The 21786-nt window shown below is 33.5% G+C and carries 16 protein-coding genes and 5 pseudogenes; 15 read left to right on the forward strand and 6 right to left on the reverse strand.

Going from position 1 to position 21786, the window contains the following annotated elements; translation table 11 throughout:
* Positions 1 to 22: 22 nt before the first annotated feature.
* Positions 23 to 1003 (reverse strand): annotated as a pseudogene (locus wVul_RS08590) (IS4-like element ISWpi18 family transposase); the annotation flags it as partial.
* Positions 1004 to 1087: 84 nt separating this feature from the next.
* Positions 1088 to 1300: an ATP-binding protein gene (locus wVul_RS03395; protein WP_047759184.1), complete on the reverse strand. Its 213-nt coding sequence runs from the start codon at positions 1298 to 1300 to the stop codon at positions 1088 to 1090.
* A 136-nt stretch (positions 1301 to 1436) separates the two neighbouring features.
* Here wVul_RS03395 and wVul_RS09440 point away from each other — a divergent pair.
* The 3 pseudogenes from wVul_RS09440 to wVul_RS03405 all read left to right on the forward strand — a co-directional run.
* A pseudogene (locus tag wVul_RS09440) lies at positions 1437 to 1623 on the forward strand (IS256 family transposase); the annotation flags it as partial.
* Positions 1624 to 1787: 164 nt separating this feature from the next.
* A pseudogene (locus wVul_RS03400) lies at positions 1788 to 2124 on the forward strand (IS630 family transposase).
* Positions 2125 to 2720: 596 nt separating this feature from the next.
* A pseudogene (locus wVul_RS03405) lies at positions 2721 to 3709 on the forward strand (IS110 family RNA-guided transposase).
* A 274-nt stretch (positions 3710 to 3983) separates the two neighbouring features.
* On the opposite strand, the gene mutS reads toward wVul_RS03405, so the two are convergent.
* Positions 3984 to 6428 carry a DNA mismatch repair protein MutS gene (gene mutS / locus wVul_RS03410; RefSeq protein WP_410543408.1) on the reverse strand — a complete coding sequence of 815 codons (2445 nt, stop codon included), beginning with the start codon at positions 6426 to 6428 and terminating at the stop codon, positions 3984 to 3986.
* Between the two features lie 114 nt (positions 6429 to 6542).
* Here mutS and wVul_RS03415 point away from each other — a divergent pair, with 114 nt between their 5' ends.
* Positions 6543 to 9179 carry an ankyrin repeat domain-containing protein gene (locus wVul_RS03415; protein WP_047759185.1) on the forward strand — a complete coding sequence of 879 codons (2637 nt, stop codon included), beginning with the start codon at positions 6543 to 6545 and terminating at the stop codon, positions 9177 to 9179.
* A gap of 58 nt (positions 9180 to 9237) precedes the next feature.
* Here wVul_RS03415 and wVul_RS08605 read toward each other — a convergent pair.
* A pseudogene (locus tag wVul_RS08605) lies at positions 9238 to 9819 on the reverse strand (transposase family protein); the annotation flags it as partial.
* Positions 9820 to 9997: 178 nt separating this feature from the next.
* Here wVul_RS08605 and wVul_RS03420 point away from each other — a divergent pair.
* The 3 genes from wVul_RS03420 to wVul_RS03425 are packed head-to-tail and all read left to right on the forward strand — an operon-like array spanning position 9998 to position 11022.
* Positions 9998 to 10321, forward strand: a complete 324-nt coding sequence (locus tag wVul_RS03420; RefSeq protein WP_153295516.1) for a recombinase family protein — start codon at positions 9998 to 10000, stop codon at positions 10319 to 10321.
* Positions 10278 to 10451, forward strand: a complete 174-nt coding sequence (locus wVul_RS10255; protein WP_349967601.1) for a hypothetical protein — start codon at positions 10278 to 10280, stop codon at positions 10449 to 10451. The genes wVul_RS03420 and wVul_RS10255 overlap by 44 nt, the downstream gene beginning before the upstream one ends.
* On the forward strand, positions 10372 to 11022 hold the full coding sequence (locus tag wVul_RS03425) for a hypothetical protein (protein WP_047759187.1): 651 nt from the start codon (positions 10372 to 10374) through the stop codon (positions 11020 to 11022). Before wVul_RS10255 ends, wVul_RS03425 begins: the two co-directional genes overlap by 80 nt.
* 67 nt (positions 11023 to 11089) lie before the next feature.
* On the opposite strand, the gene fabD is transcribed toward wVul_RS03425, so the two are convergent.
* Entirely contained in the window at positions 11090 to 12055 is a 966-nt protein-coding gene (gene fabD / locus wVul_RS03430) for an ACP S-malonyltransferase (protein ID WP_047759188.1), read from the reverse strand.
* Positions 12056 to 12180: 125 nt separating this feature from the next.
* Between fabD and rpmE the strand changes: the two genes are divergently transcribed.
* The 5 genes from rpmE (at position 12181) to wVul_RS03455 (ending at position 17424) form a co-directional block, all read left to right on the forward strand.
* Positions 12181 to 12393, forward strand: coding sequence for a 50S ribosomal protein L31 (gene rpmE, locus wVul_RS03435; RefSeq protein ID WP_047759189.1), 213 nt, complete (start codon positions 12181 to 12183; stop codon positions 12391 to 12393).
* A 21-nt stretch (positions 12394 to 12414) separates the two neighbouring features.
* Positions 12415 to 13200, forward strand: a complete 786-nt coding sequence (locus tag wVul_RS03440) for an NAD kinase (protein ID WP_047759190.1) — start codon at positions 12415 to 12417, stop codon at positions 13198 to 13200.
* 83 nt (positions 13201 to 13283) lie between these two features.
* The gene (locus wVul_RS09445; RefSeq protein WP_179943850.1) at positions 13284 to 15362 is read left to right on the forward strand and encodes a hypothetical protein; all 2079 of its coding nucleotides are present in this window, start codon (positions 13284 to 13286) and stop codon (positions 15360 to 15362) included.
* An 81-nt stretch (positions 15363 to 15443) separates the two neighbouring features.
* A complete protein-coding gene (locus wVul_RS03450; RefSeq protein ID WP_047759191.1) occupies positions 15444 to 16460 on the forward strand; it encodes a Fe(3+) ABC transporter substrate-binding protein in 1017 nt (338 codons plus the stop codon).
* Between the two features lie 82 nt (positions 16461 to 16542).
* The gene (locus wVul_RS03455) at positions 16543 to 17424 is read left to right on the forward strand and encodes an aspartate carbamoyltransferase catalytic subunit (protein WP_047759192.1); all 882 of its coding nucleotides are present in this window, start codon (positions 16543 to 16545) and stop codon (positions 17422 to 17424) included.
* A gap of 340 nt (positions 17425 to 17764) precedes the next feature.
* On the opposite strand, the gene wVul_RS03460 is transcribed toward wVul_RS03455, so the two are convergent.
* Positions 17765 to 18049, reverse strand: a complete 285-nt coding sequence (locus wVul_RS03460) for a hypothetical protein (protein ID WP_047759193.1) — start codon at positions 18047 to 18049, stop codon at positions 17765 to 17767.
* Positions 18050 to 18281: 232 nt separating this feature from the next.
* On the opposite strand from wVul_RS03460, the gene wVul_RS03465 reads away from it, so the two are divergent.
* From wVul_RS03465 to gmk, 3 genes are read left to right on the forward strand one after another with little or no spacing between them, the layout of a single operon-like run.
* A complete protein-coding gene (locus tag wVul_RS03465) occupies positions 18282 to 19259 on the forward strand; it encodes an ankyrin repeat domain-containing protein (protein WP_047759194.1) in 978 nt (325 codons plus the stop codon).
* Positions 19243 to 21027 (forward strand): pentapeptide repeat-containing protein, encoded by a 1785-nt coding sequence (locus tag wVul_RS03470; RefSeq protein ID WP_047759195.1) that lies wholly within the window; start codon positions 19243 to 19245, stop codon positions 21025 to 21027. Before wVul_RS03465 ends, wVul_RS03470 begins: the two co-directional genes overlap by 17 nt.
* Before the next feature lie 41 nt (positions 21028 to 21068).
* Positions 21069 to 21674, forward strand: a complete 606-nt coding sequence (gene gmk / locus wVul_RS03475; protein WP_047759196.1) for a guanylate kinase — start codon at positions 21069 to 21071, stop codon at positions 21672 to 21674.
* Positions 21675 to 21786: the final 112 nt, after the last annotated feature.

Below are 21786 nucleotides of genomic sequence, written 5' to 3' on the forward strand. Positions count from 1 at the left end.
TGGAAAATCTTTCAGATTACTGGATGAAGATAGTTGACCAAAAATCCTGCTTGATAGTTTCAATACTTTTTCCTGTGAAATTCTCTAAATTTAATCTTCCCTTCAGCCTAGAAAAAAATGTTTCTACTCCCCAGCGCAAGTAATATAATCTCTCAAACTCTTCGACTGTAAAACTTTGCTCATCTAACAGAGATGTTACTAACACTTCAACTTCTCCAGAAGAAAGTATTATTTTGACTAACCTGAATTTCATCTCATCAGGTAATCCTAGCTTTCGTAGCTGTCTTGCTACTTTAATAGGTGCTACCACCATACTAGATGGGCTTTCCGGCTTAAACATAGCGTTTATTTCATTGAAAGACGAACTTGGACAGCGAATTATATAATTGATTTTCCTTCCTGTAAGCTCAGCAAGAAATCGATAAGATACGTATCCTCTATCACAGATTAACAAATCGTCTGATTTTATGGATTCAAGCATACCGATCGCTAAATCAACCTCATAGCTGTCACCTCTACTTAGCACAGATTTTATTGCAATATTATTTAGCACATCGTAGCAAACTTCAAAGGTTGCACTTGTATAGTCTTCAAATCTCTGGATTCCATTCCATACTGCTCTTGAGCCAAACTCGCCTATTATTTTGTCGCTCTTTGGCAGAATCAGTATTGAAGCATCAAATGCAAGTACTCTGAAGCCATGGTGGGTTTTAAATTCCTGATCTTGGTAGTATAGGGAAACTATATCATCATTTAACTCTGAAAACGCAGTATGCTTTAGCTTCTTTCTTGCTTGAGTAAATGCACTTGCCGTAATTGTGTAATCTTTTCTTGTATGCAGAACAAACTCATTAAGCATTACTTGTAATGACTTTACACTCTTTCTAAAAATCAGGAGAAATACATTAATGAAGGGCAGCTTTCTTTTTCGTGAGAAGTCTTTTGAGGATGCTCTGTGTGCGTTTATAAAGTTTAAACTCATCAATTTATTTTTTATAAACATGATTATTCTTTTTTTTACTCATGTCATTACTTCTTTTAATTTGTGGATCTTACCTGATTTTACAATACAGTCCATCACTTTCCCTTAACTTAATGGCAGTGACGTTGTAGTATACCTTTCTGGTGGCAAACCTATAAATGAGTAATATTGCTCGAAATACTTACTGAACTCTTGAATTAAACGACTTTTTCCTATACGACGCCTTCCTTTGACTACTACAAAAGATGCAGTATTTTTTTCTGTAAGCTCCAGTAATTGCTTTAACTCAGTTTTCCTACCAATAAATAATGGAGACATAAAACACAAAATATAAATCTTTGTCTCCATTGTACCAGATAAAATTGGAGACGTAAATAAATAAATGGGAGTGTTAAATAAACTGTGTCAAACCGAGAAATAAAATAATAAATTAAGATAAAAATGGAGGTTTGACATGAGTCAAAAAGTAGCAAACAGAACTACCTGGTTGGTAGATTACAAAGAATTAGAAACAAATATCTTGTCGTCTATACGAGAAGGTAGATCACTGACAGGAAGAGGTGACACCGTTTATAAAAAAGCTGCTGGAGGCAAGCTTGGAAGGTGAAATAGAAAATCACTTATCAAATGAAGATATTGAAGAATTTGGCAATATGTGCAAGGACACAGTATATAACTATCTTAAAAAAGTAAACTATAGATATAAAAAAAACTTTTCTTTATCAAGAAAGGGATAAAGTGAAACGCGAAGAGTTCATGAAAAAGATAGAAGAAATAAACGGAGAAAACTTGATATTCATAAGGGATAGAGGACAATAAATTTTATGCATACGGATGGGCTAAAAAAGGCAAAAGGTTATTTGCAGATAAACCAGGATACAAAAGAAGGAGAGTGAGCATAATTGGAGCACTGAATGAAGGAAAAACCATGGATGGGTATTGTAACAGCGAAATATTTGAAGCATACATCGAAAATAGGCTTGTCCCAATATAAAAACCTGATCATTCTCGACAATGCGAGCTTTCATAAATCTGAAAGAACGAAAAAATTAATAGAAAGTGTTGAATGTAAAGTTTTATTTTTGCCACCATACTCGCCGGATTTAAATCCAATTGAGAAATTTTGGTTTGCTATAACGTAAGAAAGTCACTGCCAAATTTTTGGCCTGATCTGCCATTGATTTTGTTTTTTAGCACTCGGGGAAACCTTACTTTGGTTAGCTATAGTTCTTGATAGTCTACTAATCCAACATATTTGTTTGCCATTTTTTCACTCATGTGTAAAACCTCCGTTTTATATTAATTCTAATATTTTACTTTTCGGTTTGACACAGTTTATTTTACCATAGGCGTCAAGTTAAGAGAATACGCCCAATATAGCAACCATTTAAGGTTTATTTATTATATTTATTTTTTAAGAAATCTTGATCTAAAATAAGATAATTTTTTTTAAAGAGTCTATAAATTACTAATTTTATTGTTTAATGTCTAAAATAATTTTTACCGCTTCCCTTCTTGTATCTTGTAAAAAGCATCTAATGTTTTAAGCTTAAGCATTAGGTGGAGGAGGGAAGAACTCTGTTTCTCCTCTTAGATATAAAATCTGTAAGAAAGATAAGAGTTCCCTCCTCAAAAGTATAGGCTGGACGGTATCGTAGAAAGACCTAAATGGCTCTAATTCTGTATCCACAAGGTTAGCCTTACTTTTCGTTTTAAATGGTAACGTATGGGGTTATATATGATCAACAACTTTCTTGGAATTGATGTATCAAAAGATCGCTTTGATGTTTTTCTTTCATTCATAAGTAAAAAAGAAAAGCGTGAAACTAGGAAAAGGAGCTTTAAGAACGATGATCTTGGGTTTCAAGGTCTGCTGAGTTTTCTACAAAAGCATAATGTGGAAGAAGTAAAGGCATGCATGTGGTTGTTATAGCGAAGCTTTGGCTGAATTTCTGCACAATGCTGGACATTTTGTTAGTGTTGTAAATCCTTATTGTATTAAATCTTATACAAGGAGTAAGCTCGTAAGACAAAAGAATGATCAGACTGATGCAGAAATTATTGCTGATTATTGCCAAAGACAGGAACCAACTCGTTGGACACCACCTTCTTCTGAAATGAAAAAATTAAAACATCTTTATCGTTGCTCAGTTGCGTTAAAAGAATTAGTAAATAACCACCTAGAAAAAAAAGAGAGACTGCCTAAAGAAGTTGCAAATGCTTGGGAGGATCTTGCAACGAATATAGTTAAAAAAATAGAAATAATAAAAAACTCCATACGCAAACTATTAAAGCAGCACAAAGAATTGTTGGAAAATTTTCAGCTTCTATTGACTATTCCAGGAATAGGAGAGGAATCAGCAATAGCTATTTTAGCTGAAATCCCTGACATAAAAGCTTTTAGAGATGCCAGGCAATTGGCAGCATATACAGGAGTTATACCGAAAAATATAACATCAGGTTCATCTGTACATTCTAAACCAAGATTAAGTAAATCAGGTTCACAAACATTACGTAAGGCCCTTTTCTTTCCTGCCATAGTAGCCAAGAATCACAATCCTATCATTGTGAGTTTTTGCCAAAGACTAAAGAAGAAGGGTAAGCATAATATGGCAATTGTGGGAGCGTAAGCTACTCCATATCATTTTCGGTATCCTGACATCCAAAAGTGCTTTTGATCCAAATCATATCAAGAATTACAGAACTAGGATGTTGACTGTAGTTTAAAATCAAAAAATGCTTCCAATCCATTCAACATATTCACTAACTGTAATCTGTGTACTGTTACACAATCAGAAGTATTTTTTGATTTTATGATACAGCTTGAGTAATTTTTTTGTTGACTAGCAAGACGGTATCTTTCTTATGCCACTTTTCCTTAACTTGACGCCTATGCTGGCCGTAACTGTGTGTACTTAAATAATAGTTACCTTTCTCAAGCCTTCAACTCCTCAAATATTTCACTTGCTCTATTTAAAACAGAGTCAGGAAAACCGGCAAGTTATGCCACATGTATTCCATATGACTCATCTGCAATACCCTCAATTACTTCATGTAGAAAGATTACCTCTCCATTCCATTCTTTTATTTTCACACAAAAACATTTCACATTTTCTAAGTATTCACCTACTTTAGTCAATTCATGATAATGAGTTGCAAAAATGGCGCGGCACTTATTTATATTGTGAATATGCTCAATTACCGCCTGAGCAATAGATAAGCCATCATATACTCCTGTGCCCCTACCAATTTCATCAAGTATCACCAAGGAACGATCTGTTGCCTGATTGACTATCGTTGCTGTTTCAATCATCTCTACCATGAAGGTAGAATAACCAGCTGTTATATTATCTGTTGCACCAACTCTACTGAATATCTTGTCAATTACTCCAATGTGTGCACTATCTGCTGGCACAAATGATCCCATATGAGCTAAAATTGTGATAAGAGCGTTTTGCCTTAGGAAAGTGCTTTTTCCTGCCATGTTAGGACCAGTAATTAGATGTATACCAGCCAAACTTATGCTGTTTGCAATAAACTTATTGTTTACTTCAACCACTGGATGCCTTCCGCTACAGATATTAAATTCCTTACTATCGTCAATAATGGGTTTTACGTAATTGTTTTGTACCGCAAGCTCTGCAAACGCGGTTCTAATATCAAGTTTTGCCAAAGCATTTGCAGAAAGAGCAATTTTTTCAGATTCTTTAGCAATTTGACTACACAGTTCACTAAAAATTTTCATTTCTAAGCCGATTGCAGCATCACGTGCCGTAAGAATTTTATTTTCTAATTCTTTCAATTCATTAGTAGTATAGCGAACACTGTTTACTAAGCTTTGCCTATGAATAAATACATCTGAAGTTATTTTGTGATTTGCTGACACTTCAACATAATAACCGAGTATATTGTTGTGTAATATTTTTAGTGCAGCAATGCCAGTTAGGTCGCGATAAGATTCACGGAGTTTAGTAATCAGTTTGCTACTATTGTTCAGCACATAGGATAGCTCAGATAGTTCTTGATTATATCTTGGATTGATAAATCCTCCTTCTTTTACGGAACTGAGGTTATTATCAAGTACAGCACTCTCTAGAAGCTCGAATAGGTTTTTATGATTTCCAAGACTTTTATGTATTGTGCTGAATTCACTCTTGTCACTACTTATCACTTGAGTAGTAGACACTGACTCCTTTTCTCTAGTCAAGCACTGAAATGACATCTGAGAGTTAGCTGCCGGTTTTTCACTTAAGTGATAACTATGTAAGGTAGACAAAAGCTCAGATAACTCTAACGTTTTTCCAAGGCCAATTTTTAATAAATTAATGTCCTTTGGTGAACCACGCCCTAGCATCAAGCGCGATAATGATCTCTCAATATCTGGAATATTAGATAATATTTCCCGTATCTTTTTGCATGACTCATGGTGATTTACAAAAAATTCAACGGTGCTGAGCCTTAAATTAATTGCCTTAGAACAAGCAAGTGGTGAAGCAAGCATTTGTTTGAGCAGGCGTCCACCAGAGGCTGTAACTGTATGATCGATAACTGAAATTAATGAACCTTTTTTTTCACCAAATTGAGTTGAAAATAACTCAAGATTTCTCCTTGCTGAAGCATCAATAAGCATGAAATTTTGTTGTTTATAGGGCTTTGGCAACTCAAGTCTTGGAATGGAGCCCCTTTGCGTTACTCTAACATATTCAAGCAGCGCACCGCATGCCATAATCTCTATTTTACTGAATTTTCCTATAACTCCAAGCTCTCTGATTTTATAAAATTCGCACAGCGTTCTATGGGATTTATTATACTCAAAAAAACTCTGTGCATGTTGCGTAATCGATATCTTATAATTTTTCAAAATTGATCTAATTCTTTCATCTTCAGTGAGCTTTTCAGAGATCAATAATTCCCTTGGTGATATACGCAGTAAATCACTATCTAGAGCTTTCAAATTCGTTGTAGTGTGAAAAAATTTTCCCGTTGATAATTCGAGCCAGCCAATAGCATACTCTCCATTTTGTTCAACTATGGATGCGAGATAATTATTGCTTTTATCCTCCAGTAGTGAATCTTCCATAATTGTACCTGGAGTTACAATTCGCACTACATCACGTTTTACTATAGATTTATAGCCCCTCCTTTTTGCTTCATCGGCAGTTTCTAATTGATCACAAATTGCTACTTTAAATCCTAAATCTATTAGCTTATGCAGGTAAGATTCGCTACTGTGTGCTGGCACTCCACACATTGGTATGTCCTGTCCACACGCATTACCTCTTTTAGTAAGCACTATATTCAGCAACTTCGCAGCTTTAATGGCATCATCGAAAAATAATTCATAGAAATCTCCCAGTCTATAAAACAATAGATGATCCTTGTATTGAGCTTTCAAGTTCAAATACTGCTCCATCACAGGAGTGTTTTGTTCTCTTATTAAGTTCATAATACTTTTAAATATGTTAGCAATAAACTAGCTTTCTCTGGCATTGGTTATTTTATTATGGATCAATAATTTTTTTTAGCTATAGTACAAAAGCAAATAGTTTAAGGTAGGATTATGGCACATGAACGATTGTCAGAAATATTAAGTACAATAAGTGATTTAAATGAGAATAATATAATAGAAAGAGTAAAAGAGAAGTTGGAAAAAGAAGATCCAGGCACGTATGAAGAGTGGCAAGATAATGGATTTGACATAAATTATACATTCGATGATCAGAATACGTTTTTACATATAGCTGCTAGAGATAATCTTGTAAAGATGGCAGAGCTTTTAATAAAAAAAGGGGCTAATGTTAATACAGCAGACCAAGAAGGGTGTACTCCTTTGCATTGTGCTGCTCTCAATGGACATAAAGAGATAGTAGAACTTCTGTTAGACAAAGGGGCTAATATTAATGTAGTGGGTCAAGGTGGAAGTACTGTATTACATCATGCTGTTTCTGCTAAAAATTGCCAAGTGGAAATAGTAAAAACCCTCATAGAAAAGGGAGGTGATGTTAATGTAGCAGATGAAGGTGGGTATACTCCTTTGCATTGTGCTGCTTTCAATGGACATAAAGAGATAGTAGAGTTCCTGTTAGAAAAAGGGGCTAATGTTAATGCAGTGGGTCAGGATAGAAGTACTGTATTACATCATGCTGTTTCTGCTGAAAATTGCCAAGTGGAAATAGTAAAAACCCTCATAGAAAAGGGAGTTAATGTTGATGTAGCGGATAGGTACGGGCGTACTCCATTATGCTGGGCTACTAGAAATGGCCATTTAAAAGTAGTAAAAATTCTATTTGAAAAAGGAGCAGATCCTTTATTGAAACATAAAAGTTTTGGCACATTAAAGCTCTTTATTAAATTAATAAAAAATGGATTTGAGCATCCTAAGAAAGCAGAAGAAATACAGCAACAAGAAGATGATGAATATGAATTGGTTAAATACTCATTGCTACTTCGCAATGACTGTTCTTTAACTGATGTTGTTGAAAGAAGTGCATTTGGTAAGTTGATATCTACGTGGCTTGCTGATATGTCCAACTTAACAGAAAGTCAGAAGGAGTTGAATAAAAAATTTTTAAGCATTTTTAAAGATTTTCCACATGTTACTTATAAGGATTATAAGAATGATGTTGAAAAAATTAAAAAATTTTTACTAGATCATAAAAGTAATCAAGATCTAAAAACCATCCTCAACCTTAAAAGAGGAGAATCTAAACTGACAATACTGCATGTGCTATCAACTATGGAATGTGGCAATGCAGAAGAATTCATGAATTTACTTTTAGAGGCAGAGACTGATCCTAATGAAAAAGACGCTACAGGAAGAACGCCTTTGCATTATGCGGCGCGTCCTGGTAGTTGTAGTAAAATTGTGGGTTTGCTTCGAGAGAAAGGAGCTAATCGTGATATACAGGATAATAAAGGGAAAACCCCAATGGAAATCGCAATTAATAATCCCAATTATTACACTAAAAAGTACCTTTTAACTGATAAGGAAAAGAGTTTACTTAAAAAATCACGCTCTGCTTTTGGAAACCCTACCAAGCAACAAGAGCTTTTGAGTGAATACAAGAATACTCAAGATTTTGAAAGGATTTGCCACTTTTTTGGTTGGGAAGAAGGACCACAAATTGGCGCCAAGGATGTTCTTTATGGAATTTTTCGTAAAAAAACACAAGTTGACCATAATGGAAAAAAGCGTTCGTGCAAGAGTATAAATCTATGGGATAAGTCCTCTATAGATAAACAAAATCTACATGAATATTTTGGTGAATTAGATGAAGTTCAAGACATAAATCAGTTAGAACAGGTTGTAACCGAAGCTATAGAATTTGGGGTAAGGTTAAATTTTTCTTGCGATGGAAATATATATATGAATACTTATGAAAGTAGGTATAATTTTACAGATTATGTAATAAAAAAAATTAGTGAATTAAAGATTTTTCAAGTTGAAAGGGACATAGAAGTTGCTAGTCGCATAGTATGTCATTTGGTATCAAAAGGGGCAGTACTTGAAACTCTGAGTAGTATAATTGTAATTGATAAACTAGAGAAGTTTGAAGGACACAAAGCTAATCTGAAAGAAGCACGTAAAAGATATGTACGTTATTCTCTAAGGTTTTTGGAAGCTGCAAAAAGCGCAACTACTGGTACGGTAAAAGAGGCAAAAATGGACAACTTCACTTTCTACTTGAAATGCTCAAAGAATAGTACAGTCAAGGTTGCGAAAGTCATAAATGGAATAGGTGAAAGCACAGAATTGCGAAGAGACGTGATAGCGATCGGTGAAAGCGAGATAGAAATTTTAACGAAAAATGGAGTAAGAAATTATACTAACCTTAAGGGTAATATAGTACTAACTTTACATACTGATTTGGGAAAAGTAGATGTTAGATTGTATCCTGATGTGCAAGATAAAAATAAAATTATAGTAGAAGTAAGTAATAAAGAGGAAACATTGGAAAAGTTCAAAAATTATAAAGAAGAGTTAGGTGAGAATTGCTTGCTTGGCGATTATTCTGTCTACGATGCTATTGAGCAGGGGTATTTTGAGTATGAAGAATTGAAATCTTCTGAAGTAATTAGCTTACATGAGGAAGTTTTAGAAAAAGATTCCAAATATAGTGTGAGTTCTTCATTAGGAAATATATCTTTATCTCCTATTGTACAACAGGGCATAGAGAAAGTTCGTTCGCAAGGTTAGTGTTGCTCAGCTTAAGTTTAAATTGCCAAAGAGTGCAAATTTTATGATATTAAACGAACTAGCTGTATGGTCCCAGAGTGTAATGGTGAGGACTTAGTATAAATAAATCAGGAGCATTGAGAGCATATAAATTCAAAAGGAGTAAGACCTTTAAGAGTTTTGAGCCTTTTAGCGTAATTATAACAAAGGCATAAAGATGCTCTTTGAGTTGCTCGGTAGTTTAACTGTAGCATTCTTTAAGGTTTTATTCATACGTTCAACTTGTCCAAGACTTTTGTCAAACGGTGTTCAATATCATGTTCTTCACAAACTCTATCAAATATATGTTGAAAAGCATATTTATGACGCTTCTGATTAGTAAATTGTATACCGTTGTCTGTCAAAACGGTACGGATTTTATATGGTAAAATTCTAATCAAGTTACGAAAAACTTAGCAGCTATAGGCTTTATAGCGCTTTCGTGAAGCTCAACATAAGCAAATTTGGACGGTTCTGTCTATAGCAACAAACAAATGCCTTCCTCAGTTCTGATATCAATATGAAAGTAGCCGATAGGATATTGTTTGAACTTCTTTTTAGGCTGGATGTCTCCATCAATGTTTGGTAGTCTACTAATCTCATGCCTTTGTAAACAACGATAGACTTCTTTCAAAATTGTCACAGGGAGTGTAAAATCGAATATTTGAAAGTGTGAAATATAAGCGTCAGACAAACAAAATCTGTCAAATCAAGAAGAAACACCAAAATTTAAGTTTAGCAATTTTCGGGTATAGTTGTGCAGGGTAAGGTCAGTAGCAGAGTATGAACGTGCAAAAATTATGGAACGTAATCGCAGGGGAAAACTTCATGCAGCTAAAACTGGCCGTATAAGTGTAATGAGTAATGCACCTTATGGTTATCGCTACATAGCAAAACATGTAGGTGAAGGAAGTGCTCAGTTTGAGGTTGATGAAGAAGAGGTAAATGTAGTGCGTAAAATATTTAGTTGGGTTGGTCAAGAAAGAGCAAATATAGGAGAGGTTGTACATAAACTGAATAAGATACCGATAGTAACACGAACAGGGAAAAGCTATTGGAAAAGGAAGCACTATTTGGAACATGTTAAGAAATCCTGCTTATATAGGACAAGCAGCTTATGGTAAAACTAAGACATGCTCAAAACCACAAGTAAGGAAATCAAAAAAAGGAACTTGTGGCAAGCTTAAAAGTGGTCGCTTTAATAGTGATAAAGAGAACTGGACTTATTATTCCAGTGCCAAAAATAATCAATGAGAATTTATTTGATTCAGTGCAAGCACAACTAGCTGAAAATAGACAAAGAGCAAGAGTACGGCAAAGAAGAGAAACGTATTTATTACAAGGTTTAATGGTATGTCAACATAATCAAACACGTGAAAAGCAAGAAAGTAAATTAAGATTAAGTATCAAAAAATTTATCGATAGCTATGCCAAAGGGTTTATAAGCCAAGAAGAATTTGAGCCAAGAATTACAACAATGAAACAGCATTTAAAAGAAATTGAGGAGGAAAAAGAAAAAGTACTTGATCAAAAGAAATTACAACAAGAATTGAGCCTTGTTACAGATAGCTTAAAAAACTTTTCCTCAAGTGTTGAATCAAAACTTGATCTGGTAGATTGGCAGACTAAGCAAAATATTATTAGAATGTTAATTCATCAAATTGAAATCAATCACAACCACTTATACATAGTATTTCGCATAAAAAGTCTTGCAAATCTTGATCAAAATAGGCATAATAAAATTATGCAATGTTGTACTAGTCGTACAGACACTGGGATCCAGAGGACTGACCAGGCAATAAGAACTGTTCACGCGCTGGAATGACACCAAAAAGGTCTTACATTCTTGTTAGCGCAATAATACTGCTTGGGTAATACAAAATAGATACAATTTAACTCAAACTCACTTTTAAATTTTTCGCTGCCAATATTAATGATTCATTAAAGAAGCTATCAATATCGCCAACACTACCTATGCTTTTTGTACTGATAATTCTTTTAACTAGATTAGATAAAACTTTGTTAGGCCCAATTTCAACAAATTTATCAGTGCCACGGCTTGTCATATATAAAACCATCTCTCTCCACCTGACTCTGCTTACGACTTGCTTAGCGAGTAAAGCTCTTATGATTTCTGGATCATTTTCCTCTTTAGCTGTAACATTTGATACAAAAGGAATCGAAGGGCGAGTTATGTTGACGCTCTCTAAAAATTCTAGAAGTTTTTCATCAGCGGGTTTCATAAGAGATGAGTGAAAAGGTCCACTAACTTGTAATTTAATCATTTTCTTCACACTCGAGCTTTTAAACAAATCAGGTAACATTTCAAGGGCTTCTGCAGTACCACTTACCACTACCTGCCCACCACCATTATCGTTTGCAATCTCACCTTCAATTTTAGCTGATTTCAATATATCTTCTACTTCGCTTATTTCTGCTCCAAGTAGCGCAACCATTCCACCTTTACATTTTAGTGAAGCTTCATGCATTGCTTCGCTACGAACTTTTAACAATTTAACTGCAGACTCAAGCGTCAACGCCCCTGCAGCACATAGCGCTGTATACTCGCCAACTGAATGCCCACAAACATATTTAACATTGCAATCAGAAAAAAAGGGCCTACCAAGCACATGCTCCATAACACGTAGTGTCGCAATTGACACTGCCATGATAGCTGGTTGAGCATTTTCTGTAATGGTTAATTCTTCAATAAGACCGTTGAAGATCAAATGAGACAGCTTTCTACCTAATGTGTTATCTACTTCATCAAATACTTGTCTTGCAACTGAAAACTCATCATATAAGCTCTTTCCCATTCCTACAAATTGAGAGCCCTGACCAGGAAAAGCAAAAATCATAATAAATTCTTCATTCTTCACTAATAATACTACTTTATTTATTTTTTGTCAATATTTCACAATAATGATTGACTAAATCAATCCTATTCACTAGAATGTGACTTGATAAAAAGTTGTAAGCAGCAATGGCAGAAATCAGTTATCACAAAGTTATTATAGTCATGACAGACGGTCAAGAGTTTGAAACTTATTCCACTTATGGAAAGGAAGGTCAAAGAATAAAACTTGATAGAGATCCTCTTACTCACCCTGCATGGACTGGAAGCTTGACAAGCGGATCAGGAGACAAGGATAGTAAAATAGCTAAGTTTAATGATAAATATGGGAGTCTTTTCTAGTTTTCTCCTTCTTTATTAAACATGTATAAATATAAAAATGTAGGCTATATTGCTTCTGCATCACCAAAGTCCCAGGAAGTATCTCAGTTATTACAGAAGTTCAATTTTATCAATATAACAGAGAAAAGTAAGTTCGAAATTGATCTACTTATAGTCATTGGAGGCGACGGTTTTATGCTACGCACTCTGCACAACTACGTCATAGGAAATAAAGATGTACATGTGTATGGAATAAATACCGGCAACGTCGGGTTTTTAATGAATAAATGCTTTAAAGATCTAATTGATCATATAGAACATGCAGTCCCTACTCAGCTAACTTTACTAAAAATGGAAGCCACAGACATAAGTGGCAAAAAACACCATTACATAGCAGTAAATGAAGTGTATGTCTTCAGAAAAGCAAATCAAATAGTGGAGATGAATATTACCATTAATGATAAGCTAAAAGTAGAAAAATTCAGAGGAGATGGAATAATATTGTCTACTCCCACAGGCAGCACCGCATATAACTTCTCTGCCGGCGGGCCAATTCTGCCACTTAATTCAAATTTATTTGCACTGACTTCCATCAATAGTTATTACCCAAGGCATTGGAATGGAGCGCTCATATCAAATGACACGATAGTACAAATTGACATTAATAATATAAAAAATCGTCCAGCACTTGTAGTATCAGATTATAAAGAATTCCATGATATATCGCAGGTAAAAATACAAAAAGAACAGGAAAACACAATAACTTTGCTCTTTGACAAAGATTGCCCTCTGAATGAAAGGATCTTCGATCAGCAGTTCTTACACTAATATTTATCCTTAAATTAGTATTTACTATATCTTAGTAAGTGCAGAGTAATTAACATAACATTGTAATTAATTTTGGAGCGAATATGCCTGGAACAGTAGATGAACATCAAGCTAAGTCAATTTCTTGTACACCGGAAAGTGAAAATGATAGGATAAAACAAGCACCACCAAAACCAGCACGTAGAAAGATAAGCTCAACAGCTGGAAATAATGGACTATTAATACTTGATTTTAATCAAACAATTGTCGATGGATTCATGTGCAATTCCTTTGCATCAAAGGGATATAGTGATTATAATTCTGGCAAAGAAAATCCAGTAACTAAAGAAAAAATAGAAGAATTTTTACAAGACTCAGAAATCAAAAATAAAGAAAAGTTAAAGTCTGTATTAGAATCTGCACTTTCAAACGGAGTAGAGATTGCTATTGTATCACATAAATATCCCAAAGCAGTAGAATATATAGTGAAAAATCATTTAGATTTAGAAGAGCAGGCACAAGCTATCAAAGTATTTGAAGGAATAATTAAGGATCAAACCTCACAAGAAAAGCAGTACCAACGCTTAGAAGAGCAGTGCCAACGCTTAAAAGCACTTGAAGAAACAACTAAGGATCAAACCTCACAAACTGGAAATTCAGCAGCAATAACTGACCAAATGATTAAGCGTAAAGATCCACAAAGCGGAAAACATCTATGTTTTTTATATCTTTTAAAAGCATATAAGAAAGATAAAGATATGTTACCGCAGAAAGTAATGTTAGTTGATGGTAATATGCAGAGCACTAATCCTGCTGATAACTTTCGTAAAAACATAGAGGAATTATTAGAAAAAGATAAAGATATGAAGAGTTTCTTAGAAAATATAGATCAAGAAATAGCGAAGGTTGATATCAGTAAAGGAGAATTAGAAAATATCACATTTAAAGGAATCAACGTGTTTAATGAAGCGAAAGATTATTATTTAAACGAAGCAGAAAAATGGATTACATCGAAAAACCCTCATCATGCAGAGTTGACTTCAAATGGGACAGTTCGAGGTGAATCAGAATATGCAGTTGTAGATTTGAGTAACAAAACTTCCAAAAAGAGTCCGAATAATGAAATAGATAATCCAACTCTAAGCAGATTATCTTCTGAAAAGACGATATATAGCGAACATTTGTATAATGAACCAGAAGATTTAAAAGAATCATCAAGCAAAAGCTCTGATAATCAAGATACACCCCCAACTCCTCCACCTTCATATAAGACAGATGGCTCTGAAAAGTCTTTGTCTACAAATAGCGAATTTAAACTGCAAAAAAACAGATCCTGGCCAAGAGCAAAATATGCCATGCAGCAGAAGGGTTTTGTAATTTTTAGTGCAACTGCTATTGTACTTGGCACATCTGCAGCTTTAGTGCATTTACAAGATAAAGCAAAATTTATTGCGTTCTTTGCAAACAGTCCGCTCTATACTATTATACCAGTTATTGCAATTGCTTCATTGCTCGCAATTAGTCCAATGTTTCTTGGAATAAAACAGTTTGTAAATACCAAAGAATATCAAGCTCAAGGAAAAAATGCAGATGAAGTTTTAGATAACGTATTGAAGTGTCAACGAAAAGATAAAGCTATAAAGTCTGTAAGACTGAAATACAGCAATGGCACTCATTCAAATTTTGTACTTAATGCTTGGGAATCTAAGAATGACTTCATCAACATTGACGAAAAAGTAATTAGTAAAACTAATAAAATAGAGTCCTTAATTAATAATAGGCCTATATTTACTACATTATTAACTGGCGTAGTTGCTGCAAATGTAGCACTTCCTTTAGGGCTACTTGCAACAAATGGTGTTAATGGTGTACAAAAATTTTACCAGAACCCTTTGACTAATGACATAGGACTATCATTACTTATAGGCTCAGGTGTACTTGCATTATTAATTTTGTGTCTTGGTGTACATTACTATAGAAAAACAAATTGTACTAATCTTATATATTCTCAGGAAAAGATTGGCGCTGAAGGTGTTAATGAGAAATTCACTCAGGAAATAAAACAAGAAAGAACAAAAGTTCTTGAAGAAAATCATAGTAAAGATGCTAAACGCAGCAGTTTAACGCTTGAGCAAGTTATAGTTCAATCTCACAATTATCCAGATGTTATTTACGGTTGGTAGATGAATTTCAATGCCCCTTATTGGCACTTGCCAGAACCTTGCTATTTGAGTATCTTAAAATGAAGGGATTTGTTTTATGATATGAAAAAAGCTTTAGTATTTATACCTTTGGTAGCAATTGTATTGATAGTCGTTAATTTTTTATATAAAAATAGCGGAATTGATGATTCGCAAGTGGTGAACGTTTATTCATCACGTAAAGAAGAATTGGTACATAGTTTATTTGATGAATTTACAAAAAATACGGGTATCAAGGTACGTTATATCATCGACGACTATTCTCAGTTACTTTCACGCATGGAAAATGGTGGTGAAGCTGATTTATTTTTAACCGCAGATGTGGTGAATTTGATTTTAGCAAAAAAAAGAGGGCTTTTGTCTCAAGTGGATTCAGAGGTTCTAAAAAATGCCATATCTGCAAAATTTAGAGATAGTGAAGATTATTGGTTTGGCCTTACAAAAAGAGCCAGAATATTGGTTTACAATAAAGAATCAGTAGATCCTAAAGAATTAAGTACCTACGAAGATTTAGCAAATGAAAAATGGAAAGGGAAAATATTAGTGCGTTCTTCCACAAGTCCATATAACCGATCATTGATTGCTTTTATGATTGCAAAAAATGGATTTGAAAATACCAAGGAATGGGTTAGTGGAATTGTGAACAACATGGCAAGAAAGCCAAGTGGTGGTGATACAGATCAAATCTATGCTGTAGCCGCTGGTGAAGGGGATGTTGCAATAGTAAACAGCTACTACTTTGCAAGAATTCTTTCGTCAAAAAATAAGAAAAGTGTTACAGATAAACTAGGAGCTTTCTTTCCTAATGATGGTGTAATGGTGAATCTTAGTGGCGCAGCAGTAACAAAAAACGCAAAAAACAGAGAAAATGCTATAGCTTTATTGGAGTTTTTTGTAAGTAAACAGGCTCAAGAATTATATGCTGAAAAAAATCAAGAATATCCCATTGTTGAAAGTATTGAAACTTCTGATGTATTAAAATCTTGGGGAAGTTATCCACAAAGTGATCTACCTATAAGTGAGCTTGAGAAGCACCTCTTTGAGGCTATTATGATAGCAGACGAGTGTAAGTGGAAATAATAGTCTTTCTTCTATTCTATTTTATAACTGTAGAGTTGAAAAATAATAATTAAGAAAGTAGAATAAGCTCAAAAAGGGAGCTATGAACAAAAAAAGGAATTTGCTGAACATCTCAGATCTCACGGTTAGTGATGTAGAAAATATAACTAAGTTAGCCAACCAATATTTTGAAACAGAAACTAGCCATATTCTAAAAAACAAGATAGTAATAAACTTATTTTTTGAAGATTCAACACGCACACTTGCATCTTTTGAAATAGCGGCAAAAAGCCTTGGAGCAAATGTTGTAACTTTGCCAATAAAATCTTCTTCTGTTAACAAAGGAGAAGATCTAAAAGATATGATAAAAACATTAAATGCAATGAATCCTGACTATATGATAATCAGGCATAAAAGTAGTGGTATCATTAATACACTGGTAAAGCATGCTAACTGCTCGCTAATTAACGCGGGTGATGGAAGCAGTGAACATCCAACTCAAGCTCTTGCAGATTATCTTGTAATTATCAATTATAAAAAGCAAATAAAAAACCTCAAAATTGTGATATGTGGAGATATTTTGCACAGTAGAGTTGCAAGATCAAATATAAGATTGCTAAAAATGTTTGGAGCAAAAATAAGCTTGGTTGCACCACCAACTTTGATTTGTAAGCATTTTCCTGAAGTAGATTCAACTCATTACTCATTAACTGAAGGTATAAAGGATGCTGATGTAATTATGCTTTTGAGATTGCAAAAAGAGCGCATGAATAATAGTTCTTCGGAAAAAGAATATTTTTATTTGTATGGACTTGATGCACAAAAACTATCGCACGCAAAACCCGATGCAATTGTTATGCACCCAGGACCAATAAATAGAGGTATCGAAATTAGCAATGATATAGCAGATTGTGTTATTTTACAGCAAGTAAAGTTTGGATTAGCAACGCGTAAGGCAGTACTGCACTATTTAATTAATGTTTAACTTTAATTAATTTTAAGGAATTTTAGACATAATGATCCTCCTATAAAAAACGATTTAGAAAAATATAACACACCTCATGACAGAAATTAAGTATGCACTGAAGTAGACTGTGCTATATTTTCTTATTGAGAAATTAATTGAAAAGTCTGCAGACTTGAATAAGGTGAATTTCGAGCTCTAAAATACCCTCATTTTCACTGAGAATAATCAAATTACAAAATGTGTCAAGTAATTTTTTGCATTTATTTGCAAAAAATTACTATAAACACAAAGCCAGCGTGTGACATACAGTTATTGTCTGCCATACGTTAATTTCTACTAATAGATAGCAATAGATAATCTAGAAAACCCCACAATCAGCTTTACAGTGATCATCAGCTGAGAATTGCATATACTCTGCGTAGCAGGAATGATTTTCTTCTAAACAGTACTCAGGGTTATAATAAACATCTACTAGACTACCTACTGGGCAAGTACTAGGTAATTCACCTTCGTTTTCGTCTTCTTCCATCTCAGTAAAAAAACTAAATCTTTCATCACCGTCACATGCTTTGGCATTATAAACTACGAACTGCTTATTTCCACTTTCCTCACATGAAATCAGTTTAGCACACTTTGTAAGCATAAATTACTCCTAAAATACAAATTATGCTGTTTTATACATGAGAATTATGAAAAAAGTTATACCTATAGTGCATACCAAAGGAAGCATTCTTATTTGAGCTGTATTTATGTACTAAAAATTTTCCTATTCTTCGCAGATATCCTTTTTGTATAGTATAACTAAGGCACTTTTTACTGTAGATTAATCATTTGATTATAGTATCATTTTAATTAAGCCTATATTTGCAATGTTTATGAAATATAAAGTATTCTTCATACTATTAATCGTTATATCTAACCTGCTTGCTGCAGAGCAGCCTGAAGAAAATAAAAATGAAAGCAGCATAAATCAAGAAGACAAATCGAAAAGCAATACTGATGCTGAAAGCGCTGATAAAGAGGATAAAATTCCTTCGCTTATGAGCGAACTAAAGGAAAGCACAGACCAAGACTCAATAAATGTAGTCGAAGTACCTTCTATAAGCAAGCTAAAAGAAAGCACAATCCAAAACGTAGTCAATGAAGAAGTACCTTCAAGTAATGAAAATATACAAACAAACCTACAATCTGACCAGGAGACTAATATAAAAGATACTGAGCTTTCAACAGGTCAATTATTAGAGGAAGAACAGCCTGAAGAGAAAAGAGTAACTAAGGACAGCAGCAAAGAAAGTCAGACAATACCTGTCAATAAAGAAGATGAAGAAAGCGAAAAATGGACAAAGCTAAACAAAGAAATAACAAAAAAATGGGATCATAAAAGTAAGTCAATATATAAACGACAATACGATAGCCTTAATGAACATCTTCCTACAACTATATTTACTGATGATTACAGTAAGCAATTTTTTTATTGCATTAAGAAGGGTAACTTAACTTGTTTAAGAGGAGTAATAAATAAGTTAGAAAAAATTGGGTTAACAATTCAAGAAATACTAAGATTTAAAAATAAACTGGGTGATACTCCTCTAATTTATGCAGTGAAGCAAGGTCAAATAGACACAGTTCGTTTTCTCTTATTACAAGGTGCTGACCCTAGAGCGGTTAATAATAGTTTTAAGTCCCCTATCGACATAGCAATCGAGAAAAAGCAGATCGATATAATAAACGCAATTGCCGAAATGATGCCATATCTTTTGGAGGATAAAGAAATAAACAATGAAGAAAACTCAGATATGTATAACTTTGCTATAAAAACAAAAGAAAATACCTGCAATGCAAAAGATAATTAGACTTTTGATATTAATTTTAGCTGGTCATTTATGCTATGGAAATGAAATAGATGATGAAAAAAATCCAATCAATGATTTTTTAAGCGCTCTGCACGATATAAAATACGTATCTTACAATACAAAAGATTTTGCTAAGTTTTTAGTAAAGTGCAGCAAAGCAGGGGTTCCACAAGATTTTAAGAAAGGTTTTGGCCCTAATTTAAATGGGGCTAATTTTAGTCAATTATATTTAAATAAATCTATTTTTGACGGAGTGAGTTTGATTGGTGCCGATTTTTCTAACACCGATTTATCAGATGTGTCTTTTATCGATGTTGATTTACGTGGTGCTAATTTTTCCAATGCTAATTTACATGGCGTTAAAATAAAAGGCACAAATTTGAGTTTTTCAAAATTTGCTTCTGCAAATTTAACAGATATCATATTCGATCAGTCTAATATCAGTTATGCTGATTTTATTAGTTCTAACCTCAACAAAGTAAGTATGCGTAATATAATTGGTTTGCATACTAAATTTTTGAATGTAAAAATGAATTTCTCCGATTTATCAAACTCAAATGCTAGCTACATAAATTTTAGTGATAGTGAAATAAACGACACTGTTATGCAGAGGAATAATTTCGACAATGCAAGTTTCTTTGGAGTGGATGCACACAAGCTCAAGATACAATTTTCTTCACTAAAAAATGCTAACATATATGGTGCAGAAATAAAAAAATCGGATTTTACAGGTAGCAATCTTTCGAACGCCTATTTTAATTCTTCCATTATAGTGGATAGTAATTTCGAAAAAGCCAATTTAAGCAATTCACAAATTTCCTATGTGAAAGGGGATAATTCAAACTTCGTTAAATCTATACTAAATGGTTCCAAGATAAAACATGCATATGTTTCTGAAGCAGATCTTCAGGATGCTGATTTATCTAATATTGATTTTAGTTTTAGTGAATTGTATAAAGTTAATGCCTATGATGCTAACATTTGTCACGGAAAGTTTCATAATACTAAAGTTGTGAATTCTGACATGAATGGTTCGTTCTTTGACCATTCATTGTTTACCTCTGCAAAAATAGAAGATTCAGATCTTTCTACAACCTCAATGTACAAGACGAAAATTCAAGACTCTCAAATTTACAATAGTACGCTTTCCCACCATAATATTGATTTCAGTGAGATAGAAAATTCAATATTCTTCAAATTATTAGCTGATAACTCAAAGTGGTCTAATTTAAAAGTAACTAATTCAAACTTCATTGAAAGTGATTTTAGATCTTCTGTGTTTTATGATAATGCCTTTAGGAAAGCTAGTTTTTTTTTTAGCAATTTGAGTAATTCAACAATGAGTGATATGTCTTTTCACTCTTCAAGCATATATAAAAGTTCAATTGCTGATATTCATTTAACAGATTGCAAATTTGATAATTCAATTGTGATTGACAATCAGGGACAGACAAAAATTACAAGTCTAGAGAATGCTATAACTTCAATTGAGGATCTGCAAGAGAAAATATCACAGGGTGAAAGATTTGATGTAAATTATTCTTACTTTGAGTTCAAGGATATGAATTTAGAAAATGCTGATTTTTCTAATTCAATATTAAGTAGGACAAAGTTTGTAAACGTTAATTTGAATAAGGCAAATCTTGAAAAAGCCGATTTACGTTATACTGTCTTTGATAATTCCTCTCTTATTGGTACCAATTTATCAAATTCTAATTTAGAGGGCTCTAGCCTTTTAAACTTTGATTCAAAAAATACAAAGTCTTAAAAAACTCTATAATGTACTTGTTAAACTATGTAGAAACAAAAATGACCGTAAAAAATGAGGGCATACTACTGATTCTATCCTCCCCTTCTGGAGCTGGAAAAACTACTATATCAGAAAAATTACTTGAGCAATCAACTAATTTAGTTATGTCTGTTTCTATGACTACACGCAAGCCTCGCTCCGGCGAAATAAATGGAAAAGACTATTTTTTCGTTACCGAAGAAAAATTTCACGAGTTATGCAAAGCTGGCCAAATGCTTGAATACGCCAAAGTTTTTGAGAATTTTTATGGTATACCAAGAGATTTTATAGAGCAAAACTTAAGCAGTGGAATAAACGTTTTACTGAATATAGATTGGCAAGGAGCATTCTATTTGTTTAAAACCTTAAGAGAAAAAGTTGTAAGTGTTTTTATACTTCCCCCTTCAATGGAAGAGCTTAGGCTGCGCCTACAAAGGCGTAATAGTGATGATGCAAGTGAAATAGAGCGCAGATTAGCCGAAGCTCAAAAAGAGATAAGCAAACGTGGTAAATATGATTATGTAATAATCAATAATGATATTAATAAAAGTGTAGAAGAGATAAGCTCCATACTAAATAAAGAAAGACTTAAAAAACTAAAAGAAAAACCAAGTCTGGAAGACTGATAAAAACATCAATTTGGATATTTGCAGCTATAGTTTCTTATCCTATTTTAGCCAATAGCACGTTTCACAGTTTAGCTATATTTATTATTTTTTAAGATTAAATGGTTAAAAT

The sequence above is a fragment of the Wolbachia endosymbiont of Armadillidium vulgare str. wVulC genome (assembly GCF_001027565.1).
Taxonomy (GTDB): domain Bacteria; phylum Pseudomonadota; class Alphaproteobacteria; order Rickettsiales; family Anaplasmataceae; genus Wolbachia.